Below are 24,652 nucleotides of genomic sequence, written 5' to 3'. Positions count from 1 at the left end.
CAAGTAAAAAGTAAGCATATATTTCAATTAACGAGCTTTCAACGTTTTTAATTTCTCATCCATATGAATTGTATCTAAGAATCGCACAGTTCCAGTTTTAGAACGCATCACAATAGTATGTGTACGAGCACCACCAGGGAAATATTGGATTGGGTTTAGCAAATTACCACGAGTAATAGCTGTAGCTGCAAAAATAACATCGTCGCTACGTACCAAATCATCTAATGTCAACACTTGATTTACATCTTTAATGCCCATTTCATGACAACGACGAATTTCTTCTTCCGTTTCTGGTTTCAAACGTGCTTGCATATCACCGCCTACACATTTAAGAGCAGCTGCAGCTAAGACACCTTCTGGAGCACCACCAGTACCTACTACCATATGTACACCAGAGCCTTCGATACAACATTCCATTGCAGGATTTACATCACCATCAGAAATAAGCATAATGCGAGCCCCTAAATCACGAGCTTCTTGCATTAAACCATAGTGGCGTTCACGATCAAGCATAACAAGGTTAATTTCATCTACATTACGTTCCATCTTAGCTGCTACAGATTTAATATTCTCGGTTAACGACTTATTAATATCAATAGCTCCTGCACCGCGAGGACCTACGCAAAGTTTTTCCATATACATATCTGGCGCATGCAACAAACCGCCTTTTTCCGCAATAGCCATAACTGCAATAGCACCATTTTGCCCTTTTGCAATTAAATTTGTCCCTTCAATAGGGTCTACTGCAATATCTACTTCTGGACCACCGGCACCAACATGTTCACCAATATATAACATAGGTGCTTCATCGATTTCACCTTCCCCAATAACTACAGTACCAGAAATACGTACCGAATCAAAGGCTTGACGCATAGCATCAACAGCGAGCCCATCAGCAGCATCCTTTTGACCACGACCTAACAAACGCCCACTGCGAAGTGCAGCTGCTTCTACAACACGAGCAAATTCTAAAGACAATGTACGATCCATCTTAAGACCTCCTTATAAGAGATATGTATTCAACGGCTCTGTATTAGGGCCTTATTTCTATCCCCTTTAATCCCTAACAACTCCAAAACTAAGTGATACCAACGGGATAGAGTAACTATATTATTGATTAGCTTGATTCCAATCAGCCATGAATTTTTCTAATCCAGCATCAGTCAAAGGGTGTTTCATAGCTTGTAACAATACTTTATATGGTACAGTGGCAATGTGAGCCCCCGCTTTAGCACATTGCATAATATGCAATGGAGTACGCACACTAGCGGCAATAATTTCGGTATCAATACCATGAATAGCAAAGATTTCCGCAATATCTTGAATCAATGTTAATCCATCCATACTAATATCATCAATACGGCCTACAAAGGGACTTACATATGTAGCGCCAGCACGAGCAGCTAATAAAGCTTGATTAGCAGAGAAAATCAATGTTACATTTGTTTTGATACCTTCTTTTGAAAGTACTGCAACGGCTTTCAGCCCTTCTGGTGTCATAGGTACTTTGATGACTACATTAGCTCCTAACTTTACAAGTTCATGAGCCTCTTGTATCATGCCTTCTGCATCAGATGCAATGACCTCAGCACTAACAGGTCCATCTACATGTTCTGCGATTTCTTTGATAACTTGTTGCAAATCTCGTTTAGCTTTCACAATCAACGATGGATTTGTAGTTACACCATCGATAAATCCAAAAGAATAGGCCTCTTTAATTTCGTCAAATTCAGCAGTATCGATAAAAAATTTCATAACAGTTCCTCACATAACTATTCAAACTATCCGCTACCAACATATGCATATAGAATTCCATAACATATACTAAGCTTCATATTAATGCCAGTATCTAATCTCTATTAGCAACTAAAAAGATTTTATTTCGCTGGAGTAATAACCTCTACGCCCCCCATGTATGGTACGAGAACCTTAGGGATTACCACAGAACCATCTGGTTGTTGATTATTTTCTAAAATGGCAGCTACCGTACGCCCCACAGCAAGACCAGACCCATTCAATGTATGAACAAATTCAGGTTTTCCTTTTGGTCCGCGACGGAATTTAATATTCGCACGACGTGCTTGGAAATCAGTCATATTAGAACAAGAAGAAATTTCACGATATTTACCTTGTGCAGGCATCCATACCTCTACATCATAGGTTTTTGCAGAACCAAAGCCCATATCACCAGTGCAGAGAGTGATTACTCGGAATGGCAGTTCCAAGAGACGCAATACGTCTTCTGCATTATCAGTCAATTTTTCTAATTCTTTGAAAGAATCTTCTGGCTTTGCTAATTTTACCATTTCTACTTTGTTAAATTGATGTTGACGAATCAAGCCTCGTGTATCACGACCTGCTGAACCCGCTTCAGCACGGAAACATGCAGTAAAAGCAGTGTAATATTTAGGTAAATCTTCTTCACTCAAAATCTCACCACTATGGTAGTTTGTCAATGTTACTTCTGCAGTAGGAATCAAGAAATATTCTGTATCCTCTACATGGTACATATCTTCAGCGAATTTAGGCAGCTGCCCTGTACCTGTCAATGTTTCTCGAGTTACCATATATGGTGTCATCATTTCAGTATAACCTTGTTTATCTACATGAAGGTCTACCATGAAATTGATAAGCGCACGCTCTAAGCGAGCGCCTAAACCTTTGTACACTGTAAAACGAGCCCCACTCATTTTAGCTGCACGGTTAAAATCAAGAATATCTAAATTTTCCCCTAAATCCCAATGCGCTTGTGGTTCAAAATCAAAGGTCCGAGGTTCACCCCATTTACGTTGCTCTACATTTTCTTCTTCATCGGCACCAACAGGTACGGATTCATCGCACATATTAGGTAACATCAATGCCGCATCACGAAGCGTAGTTTCTACATCTCGAATACGTGTATCTAAAACAGAAATATCATCACCAACACGCTTCATTTCTGCAATTTTATCATCAGCATTTTCTTTATTACGCTTTAGTTGGCTAATCTCTTCTGTTACAGAATTGCGCAGTGCTTTCAATTCTTCTACTTGTTGAATTAATTGCTTTCTTTCATCATAAGCAGCCACAAGGGTCTCTAAATCGCCTTTAGTGTGACGATTTTCAAGATTTTGTTTTACCAAATCGAGATTTTCTCGTACAAATTTCAAGTCTAACATAGTATCAGCCTCTTCTAGTATGACGGACAAATTAGTATTTCAATACTGTTAAGTATACCACAAAACCAAAGACGATTCATTATCTATCTACTAAATAGAGCATGAATCGTCTTTATTATATATAAAATTGTACTATCTCCATACATATGAATTGATTAAAGTTTCATCCATTAATCATCATCTTCTTCATCGAGTAAATAGTCTTTTGCCATCCATTTACGAGTACCCGTAAAAGATATAGTAACCCATTTTTCCGTAGGATTTCCACCAATTTCTTCATCGATTTCATTACGAATAGCATCTAATTCTGCAATAGATTGATATGGAAAATTCTTTCTAACTAAAATATCGATTTCAATGATACGCGTATTCCCATATATTTGTACGCTCGTCACATAATCTTTAAAAGAATACTTCTCCATAAATCGATCCATTATTTCTTGCACTTCATTATGTAATGATGTAGGTGCCCACCCAAGGATTTGTTTTGTAGAGGGCACTAAAATTTCAATAACAGATGGAACCATTTGCAATGCCAACACGATTAACACAATAGGGTCAATATAAACCGCCCAGTGCTCATATGCCGTCCCTTCTAGAAGTATAGCTGCAATGAAACTAATCAGAATAGCTGCTTCTAGCCATGCATCTACATACCAACTTACATTATCAAATTTAATAAGATTCGACTGTAAGCTTTTATTGACTCGCTTTACATAGAGATAATATGCCGTATCAGCAATAGTAAAAAATACCGCATAATATATGGCTGGCCCAAAATCTACATGACGTCCTCCATTAAGCAAATCTGTGACACCACTAAACAGGGCATACACCACTATGAGTAATATGAAAAAACCTTCTACAGCAAGTACAAGAGGTTCAAACTGCCAGTATCCAAATTGGAATCGTTTACTCGTCTCCCTTGCCACAAGCTTGGCAGTCATAAGCATCATGATTTTTATAATTACATCTACAAAGGAGAATACCCCATCTAGTAGTACTGCACTGGAACCGGTTATAACCCCCATAATAGTACCACTAATAGCCACTAAGGACATAAGTGCTACGGACTGCATCAATAGTTTTTGTTCAATAGAACGCCTTGCGCCTAATATATCCATAATAATCTCCTTTCTTCAAGTCTGTTTCTTTATTATACACCACCTTGCAGTATAATGCGAAAAGAGGCGCCAATGCGCCTCTTTTACAATAGATATATTATTTACCAATATTCTGCTCTAAATCAAATCGATCAGATACAAAGCCGTACAAGGTCCAACCTGCAAAGGTTACGATAGAACCATATGTCATAGCCTCAAAACCAGATGCATAGAGAGCGTATAAGCTATACAAAGAACCGACAAAAGCAATCAATGTTGTAGATTTCAATTCTGTACCAGTCCGTTTTGCTGCTTTCATCAATACAATAATGGCACCCATAGATAATAAATAAGGAATAATATTAGTTACTACTGCAAGGTTTACAAGAGTTTCAAACTGTTCGCTTAAAGAAGGACTAATTGTCATCAAACTCATAAAAGATTGCATAATAGTAATAGTAACCATGCCTACTACTGGAGCCTCTTTAGATGTAATTTTACTAAATAATTTAGGGAAATATCCTTCGTCAGCAGCACCTTTGAAAACATTGGCAATGGTAAATTGCCACCCCAACAAGGAGCCAAAACAAGACATTACCATAAGACCCATGACAACTTTACCAATGGTAGAGTTAAACATAGAAGCAAATGCCAAACCAAATGGCGCATTACTGTTCACCAATTCATTAGCTGAAACAATACCAAAAATCATATTAGTAGATACAATATAAATAGCAGCAGCACCTAATGTTCCACCAAGTACAGCTTTAGGTACATTCTTTTCAGGATTATCTACGGCATCCGCATTAGCACAAGCAGATTCGAGTCCTAGAAAGGCCCACAAGGTCATTGCAATAGAATTAGTAGCCGCTTCCATAAAAGGCATATTGTGAACATTCCAGTTAGCTGTATACATATCTGCAGAAAAATAAGCCCAACCCAATGTACTAATAACTAGTACAGGAGCAATAACCCCCCATACAGTAAAGCTCGATACGCGACCAGTAATACTAGCACCACCAAAATTTAGCACCGTTGCCAACCATAATGTAATAATCGTATAAATACAAGTCATGAGTGGTGTCAATTCAGCATCCAAAAAAGTCGCCGCATAACCAACTGCAGAAATTGCAATAGCAATATTAGCAATTAACAGAGAAACCCCATATGTATAATTGGCCATAAAATTCCCTGCTTTACCAAAGGAATAGTCTGCGTAGCCACCCATGCCACCGCCTTTTTTACTGTACATACCACATTTAGCAAATGCATAAGCCAAGCACATAGAACCTACGGCAGTAATCAGCCAAGATACGATAGATAACGCACCAACCTCTGCTAATTTCGTAGGTAACATAATAATGCCGGAGCCCATCATATTAACAGCGGTTAGTATGGTTAGCTGTAATACAGACATTTTATTTTTACTAGTACTCATAATTCATGTCACCTTTTCCATAAATGATATCTAGCCGAGCCGAAGCTCGGCCAGAATAATTATTTTTCAAATTCTTTTTTCAATACATAACCAAAGGCTTTTTTCGACCCATCAGGTTGTTCGGTAATATATACCCCCTGAATTTCTGGAGCAAAGCCTGGCAATTTATTAATACCCTCTTCTAGTGCTAAGAAATAGTCACAAGCGGTACGAGACCAACGTTCACCTGGTTGTACACACAATACGCCTGGTGGATATGGTAAGGCACCTTCTAGTGCAATACGACCTTCCGCTTCACTTAATGGAACCAATTCACCTTTACCACGTTGGAATTCGAAATTAGCTTCTTGTGGGTTCATTACATATTCTGGTAAGTAATCATGTAAGAATAGACGTTGTTGTAAAGTACTTACATTTCTATCTTTGTAGAAATCATGCATTTCTTGGCATAATTGACGGATGTGATAACCTTTATATTTATCTAAATTGTTGTAATAAATGGAAGGCAATACATCTTGCATTGGTGCGTCTTCCTCAATAAGACGTTCAAATCTGCAGAGTTGAGCAACTAAATCATCCATTTTGGTTTTGGATTCAGCAGGCGTCATTAAGAATAGAATAGTATTCAAATCACATTTTTCTGGAATGATACCATTTTCACGTAAATAGTTTGCCAAAATATTAGCATGAATACCAAAATCTTCATATTCTCCAGTTTCTACATTAATACCTGGTGTAATCAACTGGAATTTGCAAGGGTCGATAAAATATTGACCTTTTCCATAACCTTGGAAAGAGTGCCATTTTGCACCTGGTTCAAATGCGAAGTAATCAACATCTTGAGCCATTTCTTTCGTGTCCCCATCTTCCCATTTTTTACCATGTACAATTGGAGGCACTAATGGACGAAGATATTTACAATGTTTTAAAACCGATTTACGAGCATCGATAACAGTTTCTACACAATCTACCCACAATTTTTTACCTGCTTCACCTTCATGGATTTTGGCATTAATATCTAGGGATGCAAATAATGGATAGAAAGGAGATGTAGAAGCATGCATCATAAAAGAGTTATTAAGACGCTTATGGTTTACATAACGATCTTGCCCTTTAATATGCTTATCTTTTTTATGAATTTGAGATGTTTGAGAGAACCCAGCTTGCTGTTTATGTACCGATTGAGACACTAGAATACCAGGATCATTTGGACCTAATTCAAGAAGCAGTGGACTACAATCTTTCATCATAGGGATAAATTGTTCATATCCTACCCATGCAGAATCAAAGAAAATATAATCGCACAAATGTCCAATTTTATCTACTACTTGACGTGCATTGTAAATGGTACCATCATAAGTGCCTAATTGAATAACAGCAAGTCGAATTGGGCGTTGTGCTTTCGATTTTTCAGGATCTTTTTCAGCAACTAAATTCCGAATATACTGTTCATCAAAGCAGTGTTCTAAAATGCCACCGATAGATCCAAATGGATTGCGTGCCGTTTCTAAGTAAACTGGAGTAGCGCCTGATTGAACGAGGGCGCCATGGCAAATAGATTTATGATTATTGCGATCATATAGAATAATATCACCAGGTGTAAGCAATGCATTAAGCACAACCTTGTTAGATGATGAAGTGCCATTTAATACGAAATATGTTTTATCCGCATTATACACTTGTGCTGCATGTTGTTGTGCTTCACAAGCATATCCTTCGTGAATTAAAAGATCCCCTAACTTGACATCTGCATTACAAAGATCTGAGCGGAATACATTTTCACCATAGAAATCATAAAACGCACGGCCAGCTGGATGTTTACAGAAGAATTGACCCCCTTGGTGACCTGGGCAGTCAAACTGGGAGTTTCCATCTTCTACATAATCAGCTAACGCTCTAAAGAATGGTGGCAACATAGATTTTTCATAATTAGCTGCCGCCGCTTCAATTTGACGTTTATATAAATCAAAGTTAGTAGTGGAGCCATCAATTACACGCTCTACTTTACCTACAAAGGACTCTACGTTAGCAGATTGATCAAATACTACTAAAAATACAGGAATTCCAAAAGAGCGAACTAATTCGTTTTCTAAAACAGCTGTATCAGACTCGCTAATCACAATAGCCCCTACATCAGTAAAATCAGTCTGACTCAAATCAACGCTTTCACGCCCCTCCAAAGAGCCAAAATAAAACTGCGCTTTATGGGAAAAAGCAACTTTCATGTGTTTCATAATGTATTCCTCCCAAATAAACAACTTTAACTTTTCTTTTATTACTCAATAATATACTAACAATATATTAATTTTTTCGATGAGATCCCTCATTATATGGACGCGTCTGTAAATGGGAAATATTCTTATCTTCACGTCCATATTAACATGTTTAGACCATATTTAATAGTGCTTAACTATACATATTTTGTATTTTGTATTATTCAAATGACTTTTAATCATATATTCTTTTTTATTTGTTTATAAATTTTATTTATAAGTTTATACCAAGCTATATCCCCTTCTAAATAAATATAAAAACGCCTATAGCCCTTCTCCGCCTCACCAACATTAGACTTTAACAAAGCTAATATTAGTAAACAGAATCTAGACTATAGACGTTTTAATAGTTTTATACCAACTAGTTTATATACTATTCAGCACCAAGTTCTTCTTGTTCTTGCACTTTTTGTACTTCTGGTTTCATCAATGGGAATAATAATACATCACGAATGGATGCGGAATCGGTTAAGAACATAACAAGGCGATCGATACCAATGCCAAGACCTGCTGTTGGTGGCAAACCATATTCCAACGCAGTTACATAATCATTATCCATACGATGTGCTTCATCGTCACCAGCTTCACGTTCTTTCAACTGTGCTTCAAATCGTTCTTTTTGATCGATTGGGTCATTTAACTCGGAGAATCCATTGGCCAATTCACGACCATAAATAAATGCTTCAAATCGTTCTGTTGTTAACGGTTTTTCACGGTTCAATTTTGCCAAAGGAGAAATCTCTTTTGGATGACCATAGACGAAGGTTGGTTGAATCAAATTTTCTTCTACATAATCTTCAAAGCAAGCATTCATAATTTTACCAATGCCATCGCCAGCACCGTATTCTACATTCAAGCGATCCGCAATAGCACGAGCTTCTTCCAATGTTTCAATAGCATCGAAATCTTCGCCAGTGTATTTTTTGATACCTTCTTGCATAGTGATACGATTCCAAGGTGGAGTCAAATCGATTTCAGTACCTTGGTAATTGATTTTAGTCGTACCTAATACTTCTTTTGCACAGTAAGATACGATATTTTCTGTTAAACGAATTACATCTTCGTAGTTACCATAAGCTTGGTAAGATTCCATCATCGTAAATTCTGGATTATGACGATTATCAATACCTTCATTACGGAAAGAACGGTTAATTTCATATACGCGCTCTAAACCACCTACGATAAGGCGTTTCAAATATAACTCTGGAGAAATACGCATGTAAATATCGATATCAAGCGCATTGTGATGAGTAATGAATGGGCGGGCTGCAGCACCACCAGGAATAGCATGCATCATAGGTGTTTCTACTTCCATGAAGTTTTGTCCATTCAAATATTCACGCACTTTCGCCACGATTTTAGTACGTTTAACAAATGTATCACGCACTTCTGGATTTACGATTAAATCTACATAACGTTGACGGTAGCGAAGTTCAGTATCCTTCAAACCATGCCATTTTTCAGGTAATGGACGCAATGCTTTAGACAATAGTGTCAATTTATTTACTTTAATAGTAGTTTCGCCCATATGTGTTTTAAATACGTGACCTTCAATACCGATGATATCACCAATATCAAGCATTTTTACGTATTTATAATTATCTTCACCAAGTACGTCTTTGCGGAAATATACTTGAATATCACCAGACAAATCGCGAATATTAGCAAATGCTGTTTTGCCATGAGAACGCATAGTCATCAAACGACCAGCTACAACTACTGGTTGATTATCGTAGTTGATAAAGTCATCTTTAATGTCCTTTGCATAATCCTTTACGATAAAGCGTTCACCGAATGGATAAATGCCATCCGCTTCATATTGAGCCAATTTATCGCGGCGAATTTGCATTTGATCATTTAATTCTTCTTGGGTATTTTTAAGTTCTTCACTCATGGTATCGCCTCTTCTTTTGGTTAAATTATTGGATTGCTAACACTTTGAACGTTACAGGACCATCTGGAGTAGTTACTTCTACTTCATCGCCTTTACGTTTTCCCAAAATTGCTCTACCTACAGGAGATTCATTAGAAATGCGATTATTAAAAGGATCCGCTTCAGAGGAACCAACGATAACATATTCTAATTCATCATTATACATAGTATCTAGTACAGTTACTTTGCTACCTACAGATACAACATCACCTTTTACAGATTCATCAATAATTTTTGCTGTGTTAATTTTATTTTCTAATTCAGAAATGTGACCTTCGATGAAAGCTTGTTCATTTTTAGCATCATCATATTCGGAGTTTTCGCTAATATCACCATATTCGATAGCAGTCTTAATGCGTTGAGACACCTCGATACGGCGTACAGATTTATAATACGCAAGCTCTTCTTCTAATTTCTTCAAACCTTCGGCGGTAAGTAATGTTTCTTTTACGTCTGCCATGGGTACCCCACTCTTTCTACGTATAAATAATAAGAAAAAGTGCCACAATACGATGACACCTTATCTTTCGTCTTCAAATTTTCTAGTCAATTATATAAGAATACCATCATTTTGTCAACGAAAGTCCATGGAACTATAACAGGGGCTGTAATAAAACAGCCCCTTCTTGTGAAAGCACCAGTTAATGGTATATATAGTTTTAAAACTAGCGGCGACCTATACTTTCAAATTCATCGCCTTGACTAAGACCATTAAATAAGAGATTAAGGAATATCGCCATCACACTGCCAAAAGTAATACCTGATTTTAACAAGATTTGTGCCCATGTAGGGAATTGATCATAAAAATTAGGTGCTGCCAATGGAATCATAGAAACACCAATACTGATAGCAACGAGCATCAAGTTATGGTTGTTATCAAATGATACTTTACCTAAAGATCGAATACCGCTAGCAATAATCATGCCAAACATAGCAATACCAGCACCGCCAAGTACGGCATTAGGAATACATGCTACGATAGCAGCTAGTTTAGGAAATAAACCTAATAAGATTAAAATGACTCCAGATGCAGCTACAACAAAACGGCTCTTTACTTGTGTTACTGCAATAAGACCTACGTTTTGAGCAAATGCAGTATATGGAAAGCTGTTCAAGATACCGCCAATCACAGTAGATAAACCATCGGCACGAATGATAGATGCCAATTCTTTACGACCGATTTTTTTATCTACGATTTCACCAATAGCAATACTATCACCAGTAGTTTCAACCATAACTACAAGCATAACTACAATCATAGATAATACGGAAGCCCAATCAAAGGTTGGCAACCCAAAATAGAATGGTTCAATAACAGAAATCCAATGAGCTTTTCCGACTTCATTAAAATTAGTAACCCCCATTGCCATAGCAATAACAGTACCAGCAATCAAACCAATGAGGACCGATAGGTTTCCTACAAAGCCTTTCGCAAAACGATGAGTAAATACTACGATAAGAAAGGTAATAAAGCCAAGCCCAATATTAGTAAAGCTACCAAAGTTAGGATTACCTACACCGCCACCCATCCATTTTACCGCCACGGGCATCAAATTAATGCCGATAATCGTAATGATTGTCCCTGTTACAACAGGAGGAAATAAACGAATCAAACGACTGAAGAATGGCGCTACGAGGAATGTAAAAAGACCAGCAACAATAATAGCACCATAAATAGCGGTCATACCGTGTTGCGCACCAATCATCGCCATCGGACCTACAGCGGCAAAAGTTACACCTTGAATCATCGGAATACGTCCACCGATATTACCAAATCCAAGACTTTGGATCAATGTAGCAATACCACAAGTGAATAAATCTGCCGTAATTAAACGAATTAAATCCTCTACAGGTAAATTCATAGCTTGTGCAATAATAATCGGCACAGCTACGGCCCCTGCATACATAGCCAATACGTGTTGTAAGCCATAGGCAAACAGCTTCGGCACAGGCAACATACTGTCAACAGTATTCTTTTGTTCTGTCATGATGTACTCCTATATAAAATCCACAAACATTACTTATTTATTTTATCGTATTGTTCGGATTTTAACAATTAGAATTTGCAAAATTTAAGAATTTCTTCTTCTCGTTTATCTAATTGAGATTCCACATCATTCATATAACTATTGATTTCTTCAACAAAATTCGCATCTTTAATCCCAGCCAAATTAATCCGAACGTTGAGAAATGCAGATTTAACAGCCGCCCGTGCATTAATAGCAGCAATAGCGCCATCTGTAATGAGGTTCTTATTTCCTTTTGTAACGGCTTCATAGGCTAAATCAAATATACCATAGCTAATTTTACCAATTTTCAAAGGCACATTAGCAGCATCTTTATAGGCTTGTTGTAATGCTTCTGTACGTTTAGCTTTTTCCGCATCTGTATTTTTTGGCAATCCAAGAGCATCCATAAATGTATTAAATACATTCGCATCAGCTTGTACCAATGCTAATGCCTCTTCTCTAATAGTTGCAGCCTGCTCTTGTAAGACCTTCATGTCGCTTTGCACATCTTCATAACCTTTTTTATCAAAGGTTAAATTAGCTACCATTTCGGCCAATGCTACACCAGTCGCCGCAGTCAATGCCGCAATAGCCCCACCGCCTGGTGTTGGTTCTTTTGATGCTGTAGCAGCTACAAAGTCTTTTACACTGCATTCTAATAAATTCATCGTCCTTCTCTCCTATTCAAATGTATATCTATAGTCTATTAATACCTATAGATATACTATCTATACCATATAAAATCACTATATAAAAAAGAAATAAGGTGATTACCCACCTTATTTCAAATGCACTAATTCTATCATCAATAATGTTTAAAACAATCCCGTAATTGTACCATCTGCCTTAATATCCATATTAAGTGCTGCAGGACGTTTAGGTAGACCTGGCATAACCATAACATCCCCAGTACGGCATACGAGGAATCCTGCTCCATTAGCCACACGAATATCGGAGACAGTAATATCAAAACCTGTTGGTGCACCTAACAAACTTGGATTATCCGACAAAGAGTATTGTGTTTTTGCCATACACACAGGTAAATCAGCAAGCCCCCAATCTTGTAATTGTTTAATTTGCTTCTTCGCCTTATCTGTAAAGATAACCCCATTACCACCATAAATAGTGCGGACAATTTTACCTACTTTTTCTTCAATACTGTCAGTCACATCATAAACAAATTTAGATGTAGGATTGCTAGTAGATACAAGTTCTACCACACGTTTTGCCATATCTATACCACCGTCACCGCCTTTTTCCCAACATTCATTGAGTTCTACAGGCACACCGTAGTCAGCGCATAAACGAGTTAGTTCTGCAATTTCTGCATCTGTATCAGTGGCAAATTTATTGATTGCTACCATAACAGGCACATTAAAATAGCGCATATTTTCAATTGCTTTTTGCAAATTACTGAAACCTTTAGTAACAGCCGCTACATTTTCTACATTCAAATCTTGTTTAGCTACGCCACCATGCATTTTAAGGGCTCTCAATGTGGCGACAATAACGATAGCATTAGGGAAAATATCACCATATCGACATTTAATATCGAGGAATTTTTCCGCTCCTAAATCGGCGCCAAAACCAGCTTCAGTAACAACGATATCCCCTAATTTTAAACCGAGTTTAGTAGCTACTACAGAGTTACAACCATGGGCAATATTGGCAAATGGGCCACCATGAACGATAGCTGGTGTATGTTCTAATGTTTGTACAAGATTTGGTTTTATGGCATCTTTCATCAATAATGCCATAGCACCTTCACAACCAAGCTGATGTACATACACAGGTTCGCCTTGCAAATTAGGACCGATAACAATGCGGCCAAAACGAGCTTTTAAATCGTCTAAATCTTTTGCCAAGCATAAAATAGCCATAATTTCAGACGCCACAGTAATCATAAAATGATCTTCCCGAGGGAACCCGCACACTTTGCCCCCCATGCCAACAGTAACATTCCGTAAAGCTCGATCATTCATATCAAGAACACGAGTCCACGAAATTTGGCGCAAATCGATAGCTAATTCATTACCCTGATGGATATGATTGTCAATCATAGCAGATAATAAGTTATTAGCTGCTGTAATGGCATGCATATCACCAGTAAAATGAAGATTAATATCATCCATTGGTACCACCTGTGCATATCCACCGCCAGCAGCACCGCCTTTTATACCAAATACAGGTCCTAAGGACGGCTCACGCAAAGCAGCAATGGCATTTTGTCCAATTTTATGTAGCGCTTGTACGAGGCCAATAGTCGTAGTGGATTTCCCCTCTCCTGCCGGTGTTGGCGTTATAGCCGTAACAAGGACAAGCTTACCATTATCTTTCTGTTCTAAGCGTTTAATAGCATCGAAAGAAATTTTCGCCTTATAGTGTCCATATTGTTCAATATCATCAGCTGTGAGACCACATTTATCAGCAATAATTTGAATCTTTTCCATCTCATTTTGTTGAGCAATTTCAATATCGCTTAGCATAATACCTCCTATATGTACTCATTTATGTCTACTGTAAATGTATATTTGTACATCTATTACTGTTCTATTATATGTGAAAGCAGCGATTCTGTCTAACATTTTATGTACTTATTAATATATTGATTCTTCTTATGAAAGCACTAATCAGAGTCACATCTCCACAGACTTAGTAAAAACATAATATTCCAGTCTATCATTTATTAACGATTGCAACACAAGCTTTCACAGCCTATATAAAAGAAAACCGCCACAATCGTGGCGGTTTAGTATGACATACCTATATAAAATTATGGGTTAAAGGGAAATAAAATTGGCAATAATACCAAAGACACGATAGCAGATACGATAATCAACGGTAACCCTGCTTTTACGAAATCTTTGAAGCTATAACCTGCTACATTATAAATCATTGTATTTGCTGGCATACCTATTGGAGTTGCATATGCAAGAGAACTAGAAATAACGATAGCCACAAGAATAGCACGAGGATCATACCCAAGAGTAGACGCCAATGTTAATCCAATTGGTGCCAACAATGCAACATCTGCTGTATTGGACATGAAATTTGTCATAAATACAGACAACCAGAACAATACAAAAAGCAATACAAATGGATTTGGTGTATCACCTAAACCTTGAACAATAAGATCCGCAATGAAAGCCCCTGTACCAGATTTCACCATCGCTGTGCCCAAAGCTAAAGAACCAGCAAAGAGCAAGATGGTTTTCATATCGATAGATTTAACAGCTGCAGTTTCACTGATAACGCCTGTCGCCACAAGTACTAAAGCACCTATCCAAGAGCTCACAGCAAGAGAAACACCTATTTGCTTTTCAAAAATCATCGCTAAAATAGTTAACACTAGAACCACACCAGCAGTCCATTTCTTCCATGTAGGAATGTGACTATAATCGTCATTTTCACTGTAGTTAGCATCTGGTGTACGGCTTGGTGTTTCTGGCAAGAAACGTTTACCAATTAAAGCGTAAAAAATAGTACCTACGATGAGCATTGGCAACCCAACCCAACCATAGTCGAAAAAACCAAAAGAGCCTAAACCTGCTTGTTGCAAGTTAGAGTTCGCAATCATGTTACCTGGAGAGCCAATCATGGAAATATTACCACCCATAGCAGCAGCAAATACGATTGGCATCAAAAATTTGGTAGCATTAAAGCCGCCTTTTTTACAAATCCCCATAACAACAGGAATCATAACAGCGGCAGTACCAGTATTGGACAAGAAACCAGACATAATACCAGTAAGCATCATAATAGCAACGATAAGAATGGTTTCATTTTTAGCAAATTTATTTACTACATTACCAACAGTAACGGCAACACCTGTTTCAAAGAAGGCTGCACCAATGATAAACATGGCCATAAATAAAATAACATTAGAATCAACAAAGCCTGCAAAAGCTTCTTTTGCGGTCAATACACCGGCAAGGTGTAAACCTACAGCAGTAATCATCGCTGTAACAGACAAAGGGAGCTTCTCCATTGCAAACATTACGATAGCAAATACGAGAAATCCCAATGTGACCATAATACTGTAATCCATGAGAACTTTCCTTTCATAGTAGTCATACCTACATAGTATATATGACACACGCCTCATATGTAAATGGCTATTTTAGCAAAAAACGACAATACTAGATGGGATTTCAAAATTAGCTAGTTCTATAAATTAAAAGGGAAATAAAATTGGCAGCAATACGAGGGCCACAATACTAGACACGATAATGAGTGGCAATCCTGCTTTCACATAGTCCATAAAACTATATCCTGCAATATTATATACCATTGTATTCGCAGGCATACCAATTGGTGTAGCATACGCTAAAGAGCTAGCAATAACAATGGCTACTAATACTGCCTTAGGATCGAACCCCAATTGATTAGCTAAGGATAAGCCGATAGGCACAAGTAATGCACAAGTCGCTGTATTAGACATAAAATTCGTCATAAATACACCGAGTATAAATAATACTACGAGAACAACTAACGGAGATGGACTTGCCCCTAAACTATTTACAATTAAATCAGCAATCACTGCTCCCGTCCCAGTGCTTACCATCGCATCACCAAGAGCCATAGAGCCAGCGAACAATAAAATAGTTTTCATATCAATAGATTTAACAGCTGCTGTTTCACTGATAACACCAGTGGCAACTAACACCAAGGCACCAATCCATGCACTGACATAGAGCTTAACACCTAATTGCTTTTCAAAAATCATAGCTACAATAGTTAAAATCAACACCAATGCAGCAGTCCATTTTTTCCAACTAGGTACGTGACCATAATCATCATTATCATTATAACTAGCATCCGCTTCATGACTTGGTGCATCTGGTAAGAAACGTTTACCGATAACGGCATAGAAAATAGTACCAATTAAAAGTATTGGTACTCCTACCAATCCATAATCAAAAAAGTTAAACGAGCCTAACCCTGCTTGTTGCAATCCCGCTTGTGCAATCATATTCCCAGGTGCACCAATTAAACTGAGATTACCACCCATAGCTGCTGCAAACACAAGAGGCATCAATAATTTTGTTTGTTTAAATCCACTACGTTTACAAATACCAATAATAACCGGAATCAGTACCGCTGCGGTACCAGTATTCGATAAAAATCCAGACATAATACCCGTAATCATCATAACAGCAATAAGCAAAGTCGTTTCTGTTTTTGCGAATCTGTGAACTACATTGCCTACCTCTACAGCCACGCCAGTTTCAAAGAAGGCAGCACCAATTATGAACATGCCCATAAATAACAATACATTAGCATCTACAAAGCCTGCAAAGGCTGCTTTGGCAGACAGTACACCGCTAAGGTGTAAACCTACAGCTACAATCATAGCCGTTACAGACAAAGGAATCTTTTCCCATGCAAACATAATAATGGCAAACACTAAAAATCCTAAGGTAATCATTACACTAGTATCCATAGGTACCTCCCTGTGCAATATATATGCATAACAATTTGAAAGTGAGTACAAAAAAGGAGGATTGTACAATCCGTGTATAATCCTCCTATGTAATTAAATATTATTTAATGAAACTTACGTGCTTATATATTTCTTCCAACACTTCTTCTTTTTTAGCGTTGTATTCTACTTTTTTATTTTCAAAGTAGTTATCTCCATTAGCATCGATAGATACGATGAGTGGGCCGAATTCTTTCACACGACAAGTCCATAATGTTTCCGGCATACCGAGTTCACGCCAATTAGCAGACTCAATTTCCTCTACTTCTGTAGCAGCAAGTACAGCATTACCTGCTGGAAATACGCAGTGAAGAGCACCAAATTCCTTGCATGCACGAGCTGTTTCAGGGCCCATACCACCTTTACCAACGATGAGACGCACGCCCGTTTGTTTAACAAATTCGTATTCGAATTTTTCCATACGCATAGATGTAGTAGGACCTACGGAAATCATTTCAAATTTATCATCGCCATGATCGCGTACGATTGGGCCAGCGTGAAGAATAGCACCTTCACGTACATCTACAGGCAATTCACGACCATATTCTACTAAACGACGATGAGCAACATCACGACATGTTGTAATATGGCCATTCAAATAAATGATGTCCCCTGCTTTAATACCATCAAGATCAGAACGTTTGATAGGTGTAGTCAAAATATGTTTAGCCATTAGAATGTCACTCCTTTGTGAGAAAGAATTTCGTACTTACCATCTTTATCAAATACCATGTGGCCCCGACGATGGTTCCAACAACCAACGTTAACAGCAACAGAAATTACAGATGGATGTCTAGAACCATGTTCAATATTAACGCCCATAACCGATTTGTCACCACCCATACCTTGTGGTCCGATGTGCAACGCATTAATACCATCTTCTAATAATTGTTCCATATATGCCGCTTTTTCATTATCCGCTTTAGAAGATACAGGACGCATTAATGCTTTTTTAGACATCATCGCTGCGGTATCAATAGAAGTAGCAATACCAACGCCCACTAAAAGTGGAGGGCATGCGTTTAAACCGTAGCTAGTTATAAGGTCTAATACAAATTTAGCAACCCCTTCATAGCCTTCACCAGGCATCAATGTCTTACCAGAACCAGGCAAGGAGCACCCGCCGCCAGCCATATAAGGAAAAATCTCTACATCATCTCGATTTGGTACGATATCCCATGTAATATACGGTGCTGTACGACCGATATTTTTCCCAGTATTAAACTCATCAAATGTTTCTACACAATTGTGACGTAATGGCGCATCTTGTGTTGCTTTGTAGGTAGCATTGCGTAGGATTTCTTCTAATTCACCAAGTAATGGATAGTTAGAACCTACCTTAACCCAGAATTGTAATACCCCTGTATCTTGGCAAGAAGGACGATTTAATTCAAAGGCCAAATCTTGGTTTGTCTTCATAGTTTCATAAATCGTTTTTGCTAATGGATTTTTCTCGTCTGCAGCAAGCTCTTTAATTTTCGCTTCCACATCATCAGGTAACTTCTTCGCCACATGAGCAATAAATGCAGCAATGACTCTTGTCATCTCTTGTACTTGTTGTTCTTTTGTACTCATCATAAACCTCCTAATGGGACTTTAATTTGTTTCACTATAGTAAGGAACTTTGTTTCTCTTTATGCTTTTATTCTACTTGATTTTACAAATATAACTATCCATAGAAGTAGATGTTTTTTTATTTATAAAAGCCACATCACCTGTAATTTTATCTAAAAAATCCCCTTAAGATATCCTATGGATTCTAGAAACCTCCCCTCACCCAAAATAAAAAAGACTATGTAACTATCAAGCTTCATAGTCTTTTCCCCTGCATTATTAGTAGGATTCAGTAATATACAAAATCACCTACTCCCAATATTTTTATATTCCAATTTTTTATTCAGTAAATATTTACAGTTTTAAATACCATTCCATGGGTTATGTAATACAATAAAATTTCCGTTAATCAGTTTATATAATGCAATTCTAAGCCTCATGTAATAGAGCATAGCAGTTTTTCCAATTCTTTTTGTAACTTAAAAAGCTTAGTTTCTGCATCAACTTGCTGCTTAATGCGTTCATTATCTCCACATACATTCATTTCCTGACTCATAAACTGCAATATAGCTACTACGTCCTCCGAATTAACTGAAACCATTTCTTTCCAATTATGCAATTTCGTTTGTCGCCCTATATCTTTTGCTACAGAACGATATTCCGAAGGAGTCGTATGAAATTGCTTTTTAAATGCCACATTAAAAGCCTTTATATCTGCAAAACCGACACGACTAGCAATGCGTGAAATCGGTTCATCTGAATTTACAAGGCGTACCGTAGCCTCACGCAATCGCAATCTCAACAAATACTCAATAAAAGATACACCCATTTGTCGTTTAAAAAATTGAGATGCATACCCCACATTATAACCACCAATTTTAGCAATATCTTCTAATTCAATCTTGTGCTGGTAGTTATCATCAATATAGGCAATCATTTTATCAAAAGTTGTAGAAGAACTATCTTTCGACCTTACTAATATGGATTCTTCTTTTTTCTTCCATATTTCTTCATACATAGACAATGCTAAAGCTGTAAAGTATTGTTCCATCTCTAATTTCTGAATGGGATTCTCCTCTTTACATTGCGTAAGCATCATAGCGCCTATACGAGCACGCAGTTGAGTGAAAAACCTATCATCACGACTTTCCTTTGTGGAATGAATCACAAATCGATATGAATCAAAATGTTTATCAAAATCGGTAAAATATTGACGCCCTACATGAACAACTATAGCCATCGTATCCGGTTCGAGTGCTAACGTAGCATGACCAACTTGAGGTGAAATGATAACTGTATCCATAGGATTCATTTTGAATACCTCTGCATTGCAACTCATTTCCATCGTTCCTTTTAACAAAACAAGCACCTCTACTTCATCATGCCAATTATAATGATAGGAACTCACTTTGTATACATGACTACTGAATTCTATATGATTGTGTTGATAGGTATAGTGAAAATAATCCATAAGCCTCTTCTTATTTATAGTAACAAAACCTCTATGTTATGTCCCTCATTGACCTCATGTACACCTTGCGGTATTTTTGCTAACGCTGTAACCCCAGCTAATCCAATCATATGACTACTATTAAATTGTTTACTAGCTTCGAATACAGGCGTACTGTGATTAAATAATACACGTCCTTGTATATAACGATCAAAAGGGTTATGTTTACAAATAGTATGCGCTACAGTACATGATATGATAGGTGGTGCATAATCCGTTACGCCCTTATAATACATCAATGTCGGTTTAACTACTAAATGAAATCCATTATAGGCAGCCCCAGGATTACCAGATAAGCCAAAAATTAGTTTACCATTATCCGTAACAGCACCATAACTAGCCGCCCCCGGCCTCATAAGAATACGTTTATATAGAGAATTAGCACCTAACTTTTCAAAAATAAGAGGCATTGTATCAAATAAACCTACTGATACACCACCAGAGCTAATAATGATATCCGCATCTGTTGCCAAATCCATAACGACTTGTATTTCATCACTTAATCGGCGGGGATTATCATTAACATGATACTGTGTTATATTAAAGAACCCTGCATCGCGCAATAAACCAGATAACATAATACGATTAGAATTATATACTTGTCCATCTTGCAAAGGCATACCTGGCTCAATAATTTCACGCCCGGATGTGAGAAGCAACACCTTTGGCATAGCATAAACAGGAATGTCCGTATAACCTAATCCTCCTAATACAGTTTGTACCTCAGTATTTATGATAATACCTTTGGGCACTACAATAGTACCGGCACGACATTCTTCACCGCGATAAATTATATTACCACCTGATTTCACCTGGCCGTATATTACTAGTGTCGACCCTATTGTCCCATCAGTTTGTACCTGCTCTTGCATAACTACTGTATCACAATCGATAGGTACAGGGGCACCAGTCATAATACGTACAGCATGACCTTTTGAGATAGGTTTATCCCACACTACACCGGCACCAATGATACCATCAATAACATATTCACACTGTCCCTCTTCATAAGATAGTGCATAACCATCCATAGCGGATTTATTAAATGCTGGTATATCTACAGGTGCATAAATAGGCTCAGCTACGACATAGTGCTGAGCCTCTTCTACAGGTATTCGAATTATATTTTGTTTATGAAACTGTAATACTTCACGCCACAATAAGAGGGCGGTCTCAACGGAAACGACGTCCATGGCTAACTCTTACCATTCTTTCTATCTGTTCTACTAACTTCGGCAATGTATAATCCAAGGTATCCAAGTCTACAAGAGCTACACGATCTTCAGCGTTACTAATACATACTTCATTGTTATCATAAATAGCAACATTATTATCTTCACTCACAGGATTATGTTGATCATCAGTGTAACTATGCTTTATCACAGAGGATTGTACCACTTCAATGATAGGACATATACCTTGACTTCTCGTTTCTAGTATAACAATATCTACTGGCATTTGCTGTGTCAAATGATACAGATTCGTCTGACCTTCAGTACGAAAGCGAATAGCCGTTTCTGTAGGACCTGCAATAGCCACCGCATTAGCGCCTGCATCGAAAGCTTTAGCTGTATCAGTACCCTCATGATCCATGTAAAAACCATGTCCATCGCTTTTTACGACGCCTACGGATAGCCCTTTTTGTGAAAGCACTTCTACTAATCTTGTAACAACGGTTGTTTTACCCGTTTTTCTTTCTTTCGATACGACAGTAACTACTGGCACTAATCGTTCTGTATTGAGCATTTCTGCCCGAGCCCACACATATTCATCAAAATGATTTACATTGCGAAAATAATCAACGTCTGTTGTAGCTTGTACTACTGCTACGGAACCAATCATATGTAACGCATGATGTAATGATACATCTTCACCGTTAAGGACCTGTTGCAAAGATTCCACAATATGACGTTGATAAATACCTGCCATAGGTTCCAAACGATTACTTTCCCCCATAGGAACGATGGCATTCCAAAAATCGTCCACATCATAGAGCCAACGATAATATAAAGAAATATCCATAAAAGGCATATCCACAGCTAACAAACCGTAAGCCGAACTGCGACCTACCGAAAGAGCACTATAGAGCCCTCCTACTGGGCCGGATCGCCTTACAGCATCCCGAACGATTGAAACCTTATTGCGCTCTTCATTCGATAATGTGTCGAGAATATCCTTTTGAATAGCATAACCAAGACTTTCATCATCACCGATAGAAATCAAAATATCTTCTATATCGTGTTCCAATGCATTGCGAAGAGCGTGGGATATGAGGCTTTCACCATTAGTCCAAGGCAACAAAGCCTTATGACGACCCATGCGAGAGCTGAGACCACCTGCTAATATGATTAAACCTAATTTAGACACCGCGTTTTAAACCTCGTTTTACCGCTTGGTAGATAAGTACTAACACAACAATATTAATAATACCATCCGGAATCATGTAGGACGCATTATAAATCATCGAATAAATCCATGGATTTTGACCTTGTGGTGCATAACTAGCAAACACCAAGGCACCACTCGTAACGGAAGCACACCAACGCAAGACAATAGCCACGATAGAACCACCGATCAATCCAGATAAGGAATCCTTGAAATAACCACATATACCAATAATTCCATAAGCGAGGATATAATCAAGGATAATGCTCAAGTAATGAATAGATGATTTAAAACCTAATAAAAAATGGAGTATGCCATAAACAACGCCGGCCAAAATTCCCCTCGTTCCGCCCCATCGATAAGCAAAAAGCATAAGAGGAACCAACGAAGCGGCCTTAATAGATCCGCCTTGAGGCATATGAAAAATAGTGATAAATGACAATACCTGTGCAATAGCAATGGCTACACCGGCCTCGGTGAGCATTCTTGTTTTTGATTGACCCATAACAATATTACCTCCTATCAATAGTACTTCTATTATAGCGTACTACTGTTTCTGTTGCATTATTTTATATATTTTATTATGTCTGTGCTCTAGCTCATCTATGTCTTATTGTACATACACTTTAAATAGTCTGCATATCATTAACCTGACTAATAATATATAAACTATAATTTAATATTCGGAATGTATTGAAAATTCAAAGCAAATTCAGTATAATAGTACAGGTTCATCTTATTATACCTCAAAGGAGATATAGAAACTATGATTAATACAACGAACATCTTTGATTACGAAGACGTACAACTGATTCCTAATAAATGCATCGTAAACAGTCGTAGCGAATGCGACACACAAGTAACTCTAGGCAATCGCACATTTAAATTACCAGTAGTTCCTGCGAACATGCAAACTATCATCGACGAAGAATTAGCAGAAAAATTAGCAGAAAAAGGCTATTTCTATATCATGCATCGTTTCCAACCAGAACGCCGCTTAGATTTCGTAAAACGTATGCACTCCCTTAACCTCTATTCTTCTATTTCCATCGGCGTAAAAGAAGAAGAGTTCACCCTCGTTGATGAATTAGCAGCAGCCAATCTCATTCCTGATTACATCACTATCGATATTGCACATGGTCATTCTAACGCAGTTATCAACATGATCCAATATATCAAAAAACAATTACCTACAACCTTCGTTATCGCTGGTAATGTTGGTACTCCTGAAGCAGTACGCGAGCTTGAAAACGCTGGTGCCGATGCTACTAAAGTAGGTATTGGACCTGGTAAAGTTTGTATTACTAAATTAAAAACTGGCTTCGGTACAGGCGGTTGGCAGTTGGCTGCTGTTCGCTGGTGCGCAAAAGCCGCTACTAAACCTATCATTGCTGACGGTGGCATCCGCGACCACGGCGACATCGCAAAATCCATTCGCTTTGGCGCTACTATGGTTATGATTGGATCTCTCTTTGCAGGTCACCAAGAATCTCCTGGGGAAGAGAAAATCGTTGACGGCAAAGCTGTAAAAGAATATTTCGGTTCCGCTTCTGAATTCCAGAAAGGTGAACGAAAAAACGTAGAAGGCAAAAAAATCTTCATTCCTTCTAAAGGTTCTATTTTCGATACTTTAGTAGAAATGGAACAAGATTTGCAATCTGCTATTTCTTATGCTGGTGGCACTACATTAGGCGCTATCCGCAAAGTAGATTACGTATTAGTTAAAAACTCCATCTTTAACGGCGACCGTTAATAAGAACATATCAACAAAAAAGTATCTTTGGGGATTCTTTTTCTATAAAAACAG

General features: G+C 37.8%; 20 protein-coding genes. 1 reads left to right on the top strand and 19 read right to left on the bottom strand.

What is annotated here, in order from left to right; translation table 11 throughout:
* Positions 1–27: 27 nt before the first annotated feature.
* The 19 genes from glpX to thiT form a co-directional block, all read right to left on the bottom strand.
* Complete coding sequence (gene glpX / locus EO120_RS04890) at positions 28–990, bottom strand: class II fructose-bisphosphatase (protein WP_127134360.1); 963 nt, start codon at positions 988–990, stop codon at positions 28–30.
* Positions 991–1,110: 120 nt separating this feature from the next.
* The gene (gene fsa / locus EO120_RS04885; RefSeq protein WP_127134359.1) at positions 1,111–1,755 is read right to left on the bottom strand and encodes a fructose-6-phosphate aldolase; all 645 of its coding nucleotides are present in this window, start codon (positions 1,753–1,755) and stop codon (positions 1,111–1,113) included.
* 122 nt (positions 1,756–1,877) lie between these two features.
* Complete coding sequence (gene serS / locus EO120_RS04880; RefSeq protein ID WP_127134358.1) at positions 1,878–3,158, bottom strand: serine--tRNA ligase; 1,281 nt, start codon at positions 3,156–3,158, stop codon at positions 1,878–1,880.
* A gap of 170 nt (positions 3,159–3,328) precedes the next feature.
* Positions 3,329–4,282 (bottom strand): cation diffusion facilitator family transporter, encoded by a 954-nt coding sequence (locus tag EO120_RS04875; protein WP_127134357.1) that lies wholly within the window; start codon positions 4,280–4,282, stop codon positions 3,329–3,331.
* Positions 4,283–4,379: 97 nt separating this feature from the next.
* The gene (gene potE / locus EO120_RS04870) at positions 4,380–5,699 is read right to left on the bottom strand and encodes a putrescine-ornithine antiporter (RefSeq protein ID WP_127134356.1); all 1,320 of its coding nucleotides are present in this window, start codon (positions 5,697–5,699) and stop codon (positions 4,380–4,382) included.
* 59 nt (positions 5,700–5,758) lie between these two features.
* A complete protein-coding gene (gene speF, locus EO120_RS04865; RefSeq protein ID WP_127134355.1) occupies positions 5,759–7,933 on the bottom strand; it encodes an ornithine decarboxylase SpeF in 2,175 nt (724 codons plus the stop codon).
* Positions 7,934–8,345: 412 nt separating this feature from the next.
* Entirely contained in the window at positions 8,346–9,866 is a 1,521-nt protein-coding gene (lysS, locus tag EO120_RS04860; RefSeq protein WP_127134354.1) for a lysine--tRNA ligase, read from the bottom strand.
* Between the two features lie 25 nt (positions 9,867–9,891).
* A complete protein-coding gene (gene greA, locus EO120_RS04855) occupies positions 9,892–10,365 on the bottom strand; it encodes a transcription elongation factor GreA (RefSeq protein WP_127134353.1) in 474 nt (157 codons plus the stop codon).
* 205 nt (positions 10,366–10,570) lie between these two features.
* Positions 10,571–11,893 (bottom strand): nucleobase:cation symporter-2 family protein, encoded by a 1,323-nt coding sequence (locus EO120_RS04850; protein WP_127134352.1) that lies wholly within the window; start codon positions 11,891–11,893, stop codon positions 10,571–10,573.
* 68 nt (positions 11,894–11,961) lie between these two features.
* A complete protein-coding gene (locus EO120_RS04845; protein WP_127134351.1) occupies positions 11,962–12,582 on the bottom strand; it encodes a cyclodeaminase/cyclohydrolase family protein in 621 nt (206 codons plus the stop codon).
* Between the two features lie 147 nt (positions 12,583–12,729).
* A complete protein-coding gene (locus EO120_RS04840) occupies positions 12,730–14,400 on the bottom strand; it encodes a formate--tetrahydrofolate ligase (protein WP_127134350.1) in 1,671 nt (556 codons plus the stop codon).
* 287 nt (positions 14,401–14,687) lie between these two features.
* Positions 14,688–15,962: an SLC13 family permease gene (locus tag EO120_RS04835; protein WP_127134349.1), complete on the bottom strand. Its 1,275-nt coding sequence runs from the start codon at positions 15,960–15,962 to the stop codon at positions 14,688–14,690.
* Positions 15,963–16,088: 126 nt separating this feature from the next.
* Positions 16,089–17,357, bottom strand: coding sequence for an SLC13 family permease (locus tag EO120_RS04830; protein ID WP_127134348.1), 1,269 nt, complete (start codon positions 17,355–17,357; stop codon positions 16,089–16,091).
* A 100-nt stretch (positions 17,358–17,457) separates the two neighbouring features.
* The gene (ttdB, locus tag EO120_RS04825; RefSeq protein WP_127134347.1) at positions 17,458–18,069 is read right to left on the bottom strand and encodes a L(+)-tartrate dehydratase subunit beta; all 612 of its coding nucleotides are present in this window, start codon (positions 18,067–18,069) and stop codon (positions 17,458–17,460) included.
* Positions 18,069–18,971: a L(+)-tartrate dehydratase subunit alpha gene (gene ttdA, locus EO120_RS04820; protein ID WP_127134396.1), complete on the bottom strand. Its 903-nt coding sequence runs from the start codon at positions 18,969–18,971 to the stop codon at positions 18,069–18,071. Before ttdA ends, ttdB begins: the two co-directional genes overlap by 1 nt.
* Before the next feature lie 415 nt (positions 18,972–19,386).
* A complete protein-coding gene (locus EO120_RS04815) occupies positions 19,387–20,421 on the bottom strand; it encodes an AraC family transcriptional regulator (RefSeq protein ID WP_127134346.1) in 1,035 nt (344 codons plus the stop codon).
* Between the two features lie 14 nt (positions 20,422–20,435).
* Positions 20,436–21,653: a molybdopterin molybdotransferase MoeA gene (locus EO120_RS04810; protein ID WP_127134345.1), complete on the bottom strand. Its 1,218-nt coding sequence runs from the start codon at positions 21,651–21,653 to the stop codon at positions 20,436–20,438.
* Positions 21,634–22,827 carry a molybdopterin-guanine dinucleotide biosynthesis protein MobB gene (locus tag EO120_RS04805; RefSeq protein ID WP_127134344.1) on the bottom strand — a complete coding sequence of 398 codons (1,194 nt, stop codon included), beginning with the start codon at positions 22,825–22,827 and terminating at the stop codon, positions 21,634–21,636. The genes EO120_RS04810 and EO120_RS04805 overlap by 20 nt, the downstream gene beginning before the upstream one ends.
* A complete protein-coding gene (gene thiT / locus EO120_RS04800) occupies positions 22,820–23,350 on the bottom strand; it encodes an energy-coupled thiamine transporter ThiT (RefSeq protein WP_127134343.1) in 531 nt (176 codons plus the stop codon). The genes EO120_RS04805 and thiT overlap by 8 nt, the downstream gene beginning before the upstream one ends.
* Before the next feature lie 261 nt (positions 23,351–23,611).
* Here thiT and EO120_RS04795 point away from each other — a divergent pair, with 261 nt between their 5' ends.
* Positions 23,612–24,598 carry a GMP reductase gene (locus EO120_RS04795; RefSeq protein ID WP_127134342.1) on the top strand — a complete coding sequence of 329 codons (987 nt, stop codon included), beginning with the start codon at positions 23,612–23,614 and terminating at the stop codon, positions 24,596–24,598.
* The last annotated feature ends 54 nt before the right edge of the window (positions 24,599–24,652 follow it).

Source organism: Veillonella caviae, assembly GCF_003992125.1.
Classification (GTDB): domain Bacteria; phylum Bacillota; class Negativicutes; order Veillonellales; family Veillonellaceae; genus Veillonella; species Veillonella caviae.
The sequence above is the reverse complement of the archived record's forward strand: the minus strand, read 5'-3'. Positions and strand labels throughout refer to the sequence as shown.

Excerpts from the sequence above, each read along its gene's own strand:
- EO120_RS04875 (WP_127134357.1), bottom strand. The coding sequence starts at position 4,282 with ATGGATATATTAGGCGCAAGGCGTTCTATTGAACAAAAACTATTGATG.
- EO120_RS04815 (WP_127134346.1), bottom strand. The coding sequence starts at position 20,421 with ATGGATTATTTTCACTATACCTATCAACACAATCATATAGAATTCAGT.
- fsa (WP_127134359.1), bottom strand. The coding sequence starts at position 1,755 with ATGAAATTTTTTATCGATACTGCTGAATTTGACGAAATTAAAGAGGCC.
- EO120_RS04845 (WP_127134351.1), bottom strand. The coding sequence starts at position 12,582 with ATGAATTTATTAGAATGCAGTGTAAAAGACTTTGTAGCTGCTACAGCA.
- glpX (WP_127134360.1), bottom strand. The coding sequence starts at position 990 with ATGGATCGTACATTGTCTTTAGAATTTGCTCGTGTTGTAGAAGCAGCT.
- EO120_RS04840 (WP_127134350.1), bottom strand. The coding sequence starts at position 14,400 with ATGCTAAGCGATATTGAAATTGCTCAACAAAATGAGATGGAAAAGATT.
- EO120_RS04810 (WP_127134345.1), bottom strand. The coding sequence starts at position 21,653 with ATGGACGTCGTTTCCGTTGAGACCGCCCTCTTATTGTGGCGTGAAGTA.
- greA (WP_127134353.1), bottom strand. The coding sequence starts at position 10,365 with ATGGCAGACGTAAAAGAAACATTACTTACCGCCGAAGGTTTGAAGAAA.
- EO120_RS04795 (WP_127134342.1), top strand. The coding sequence starts at position 23,612 with ATGATTAATACAACGAACATCTTTGATTACGAAGACGTACAACTGATT.
- speF (WP_127134355.1), bottom strand. The coding sequence starts at position 7,933 with ATGAAACACATGAAAGTTGCTTTTTCCCATAAAGCGCAGTTTTATTTT.
- potE (WP_127134356.1), bottom strand. The coding sequence starts at position 5,699 with ATGAGTACTAGTAAAAATAAAATGTCTGTATTACAGCTAACCATACTA.
- ttdB (WP_127134347.1), bottom strand. The coding sequence starts at position 18,069 with ATGGCTAAACATATTTTGACTACACCTATCAAACGTTCTGATCTTGAT.
- ttdA (WP_127134396.1), bottom strand. The coding sequence starts at position 18,971 with ATGAGTACAAAAGAACAACAAGTACAAGAGATGACAAGAGTCATTGCT.
- EO120_RS04830 (WP_127134348.1), bottom strand. The coding sequence starts at position 17,357 with ATGGATACTAGTGTAATGATTACCTTAGGATTTTTAGTGTTTGCCATT.
- thiT (WP_127134343.1), bottom strand. The coding sequence starts at position 23,350 with ATGGGTCAATCAAAAACAAGAATGCTCACCGAGGCCGGTGTAGCCATT.
- EO120_RS04835 (WP_127134349.1), bottom strand. The coding sequence starts at position 15,962 with ATGGATTACAGTATTATGGTCACATTGGGATTTCTCGTATTTGCTATC.
- EO120_RS04850 (WP_127134352.1), bottom strand. The coding sequence starts at position 11,893 with ATGACAGAACAAAAGAATACTGTTGACAGTATGTTGCCTGTGCCGAAG.
- serS (WP_127134358.1), bottom strand. The coding sequence starts at position 3,158 with ATGTTAGACTTGAAATTTGTACGAGAAAATCTCGATTTGGTAAAACAA.
- lysS (WP_127134354.1), bottom strand. The coding sequence starts at position 9,866 with ATGAGTGAAGAACTTAAAAATACCCAAGAAGAATTAAATGATCAAATG.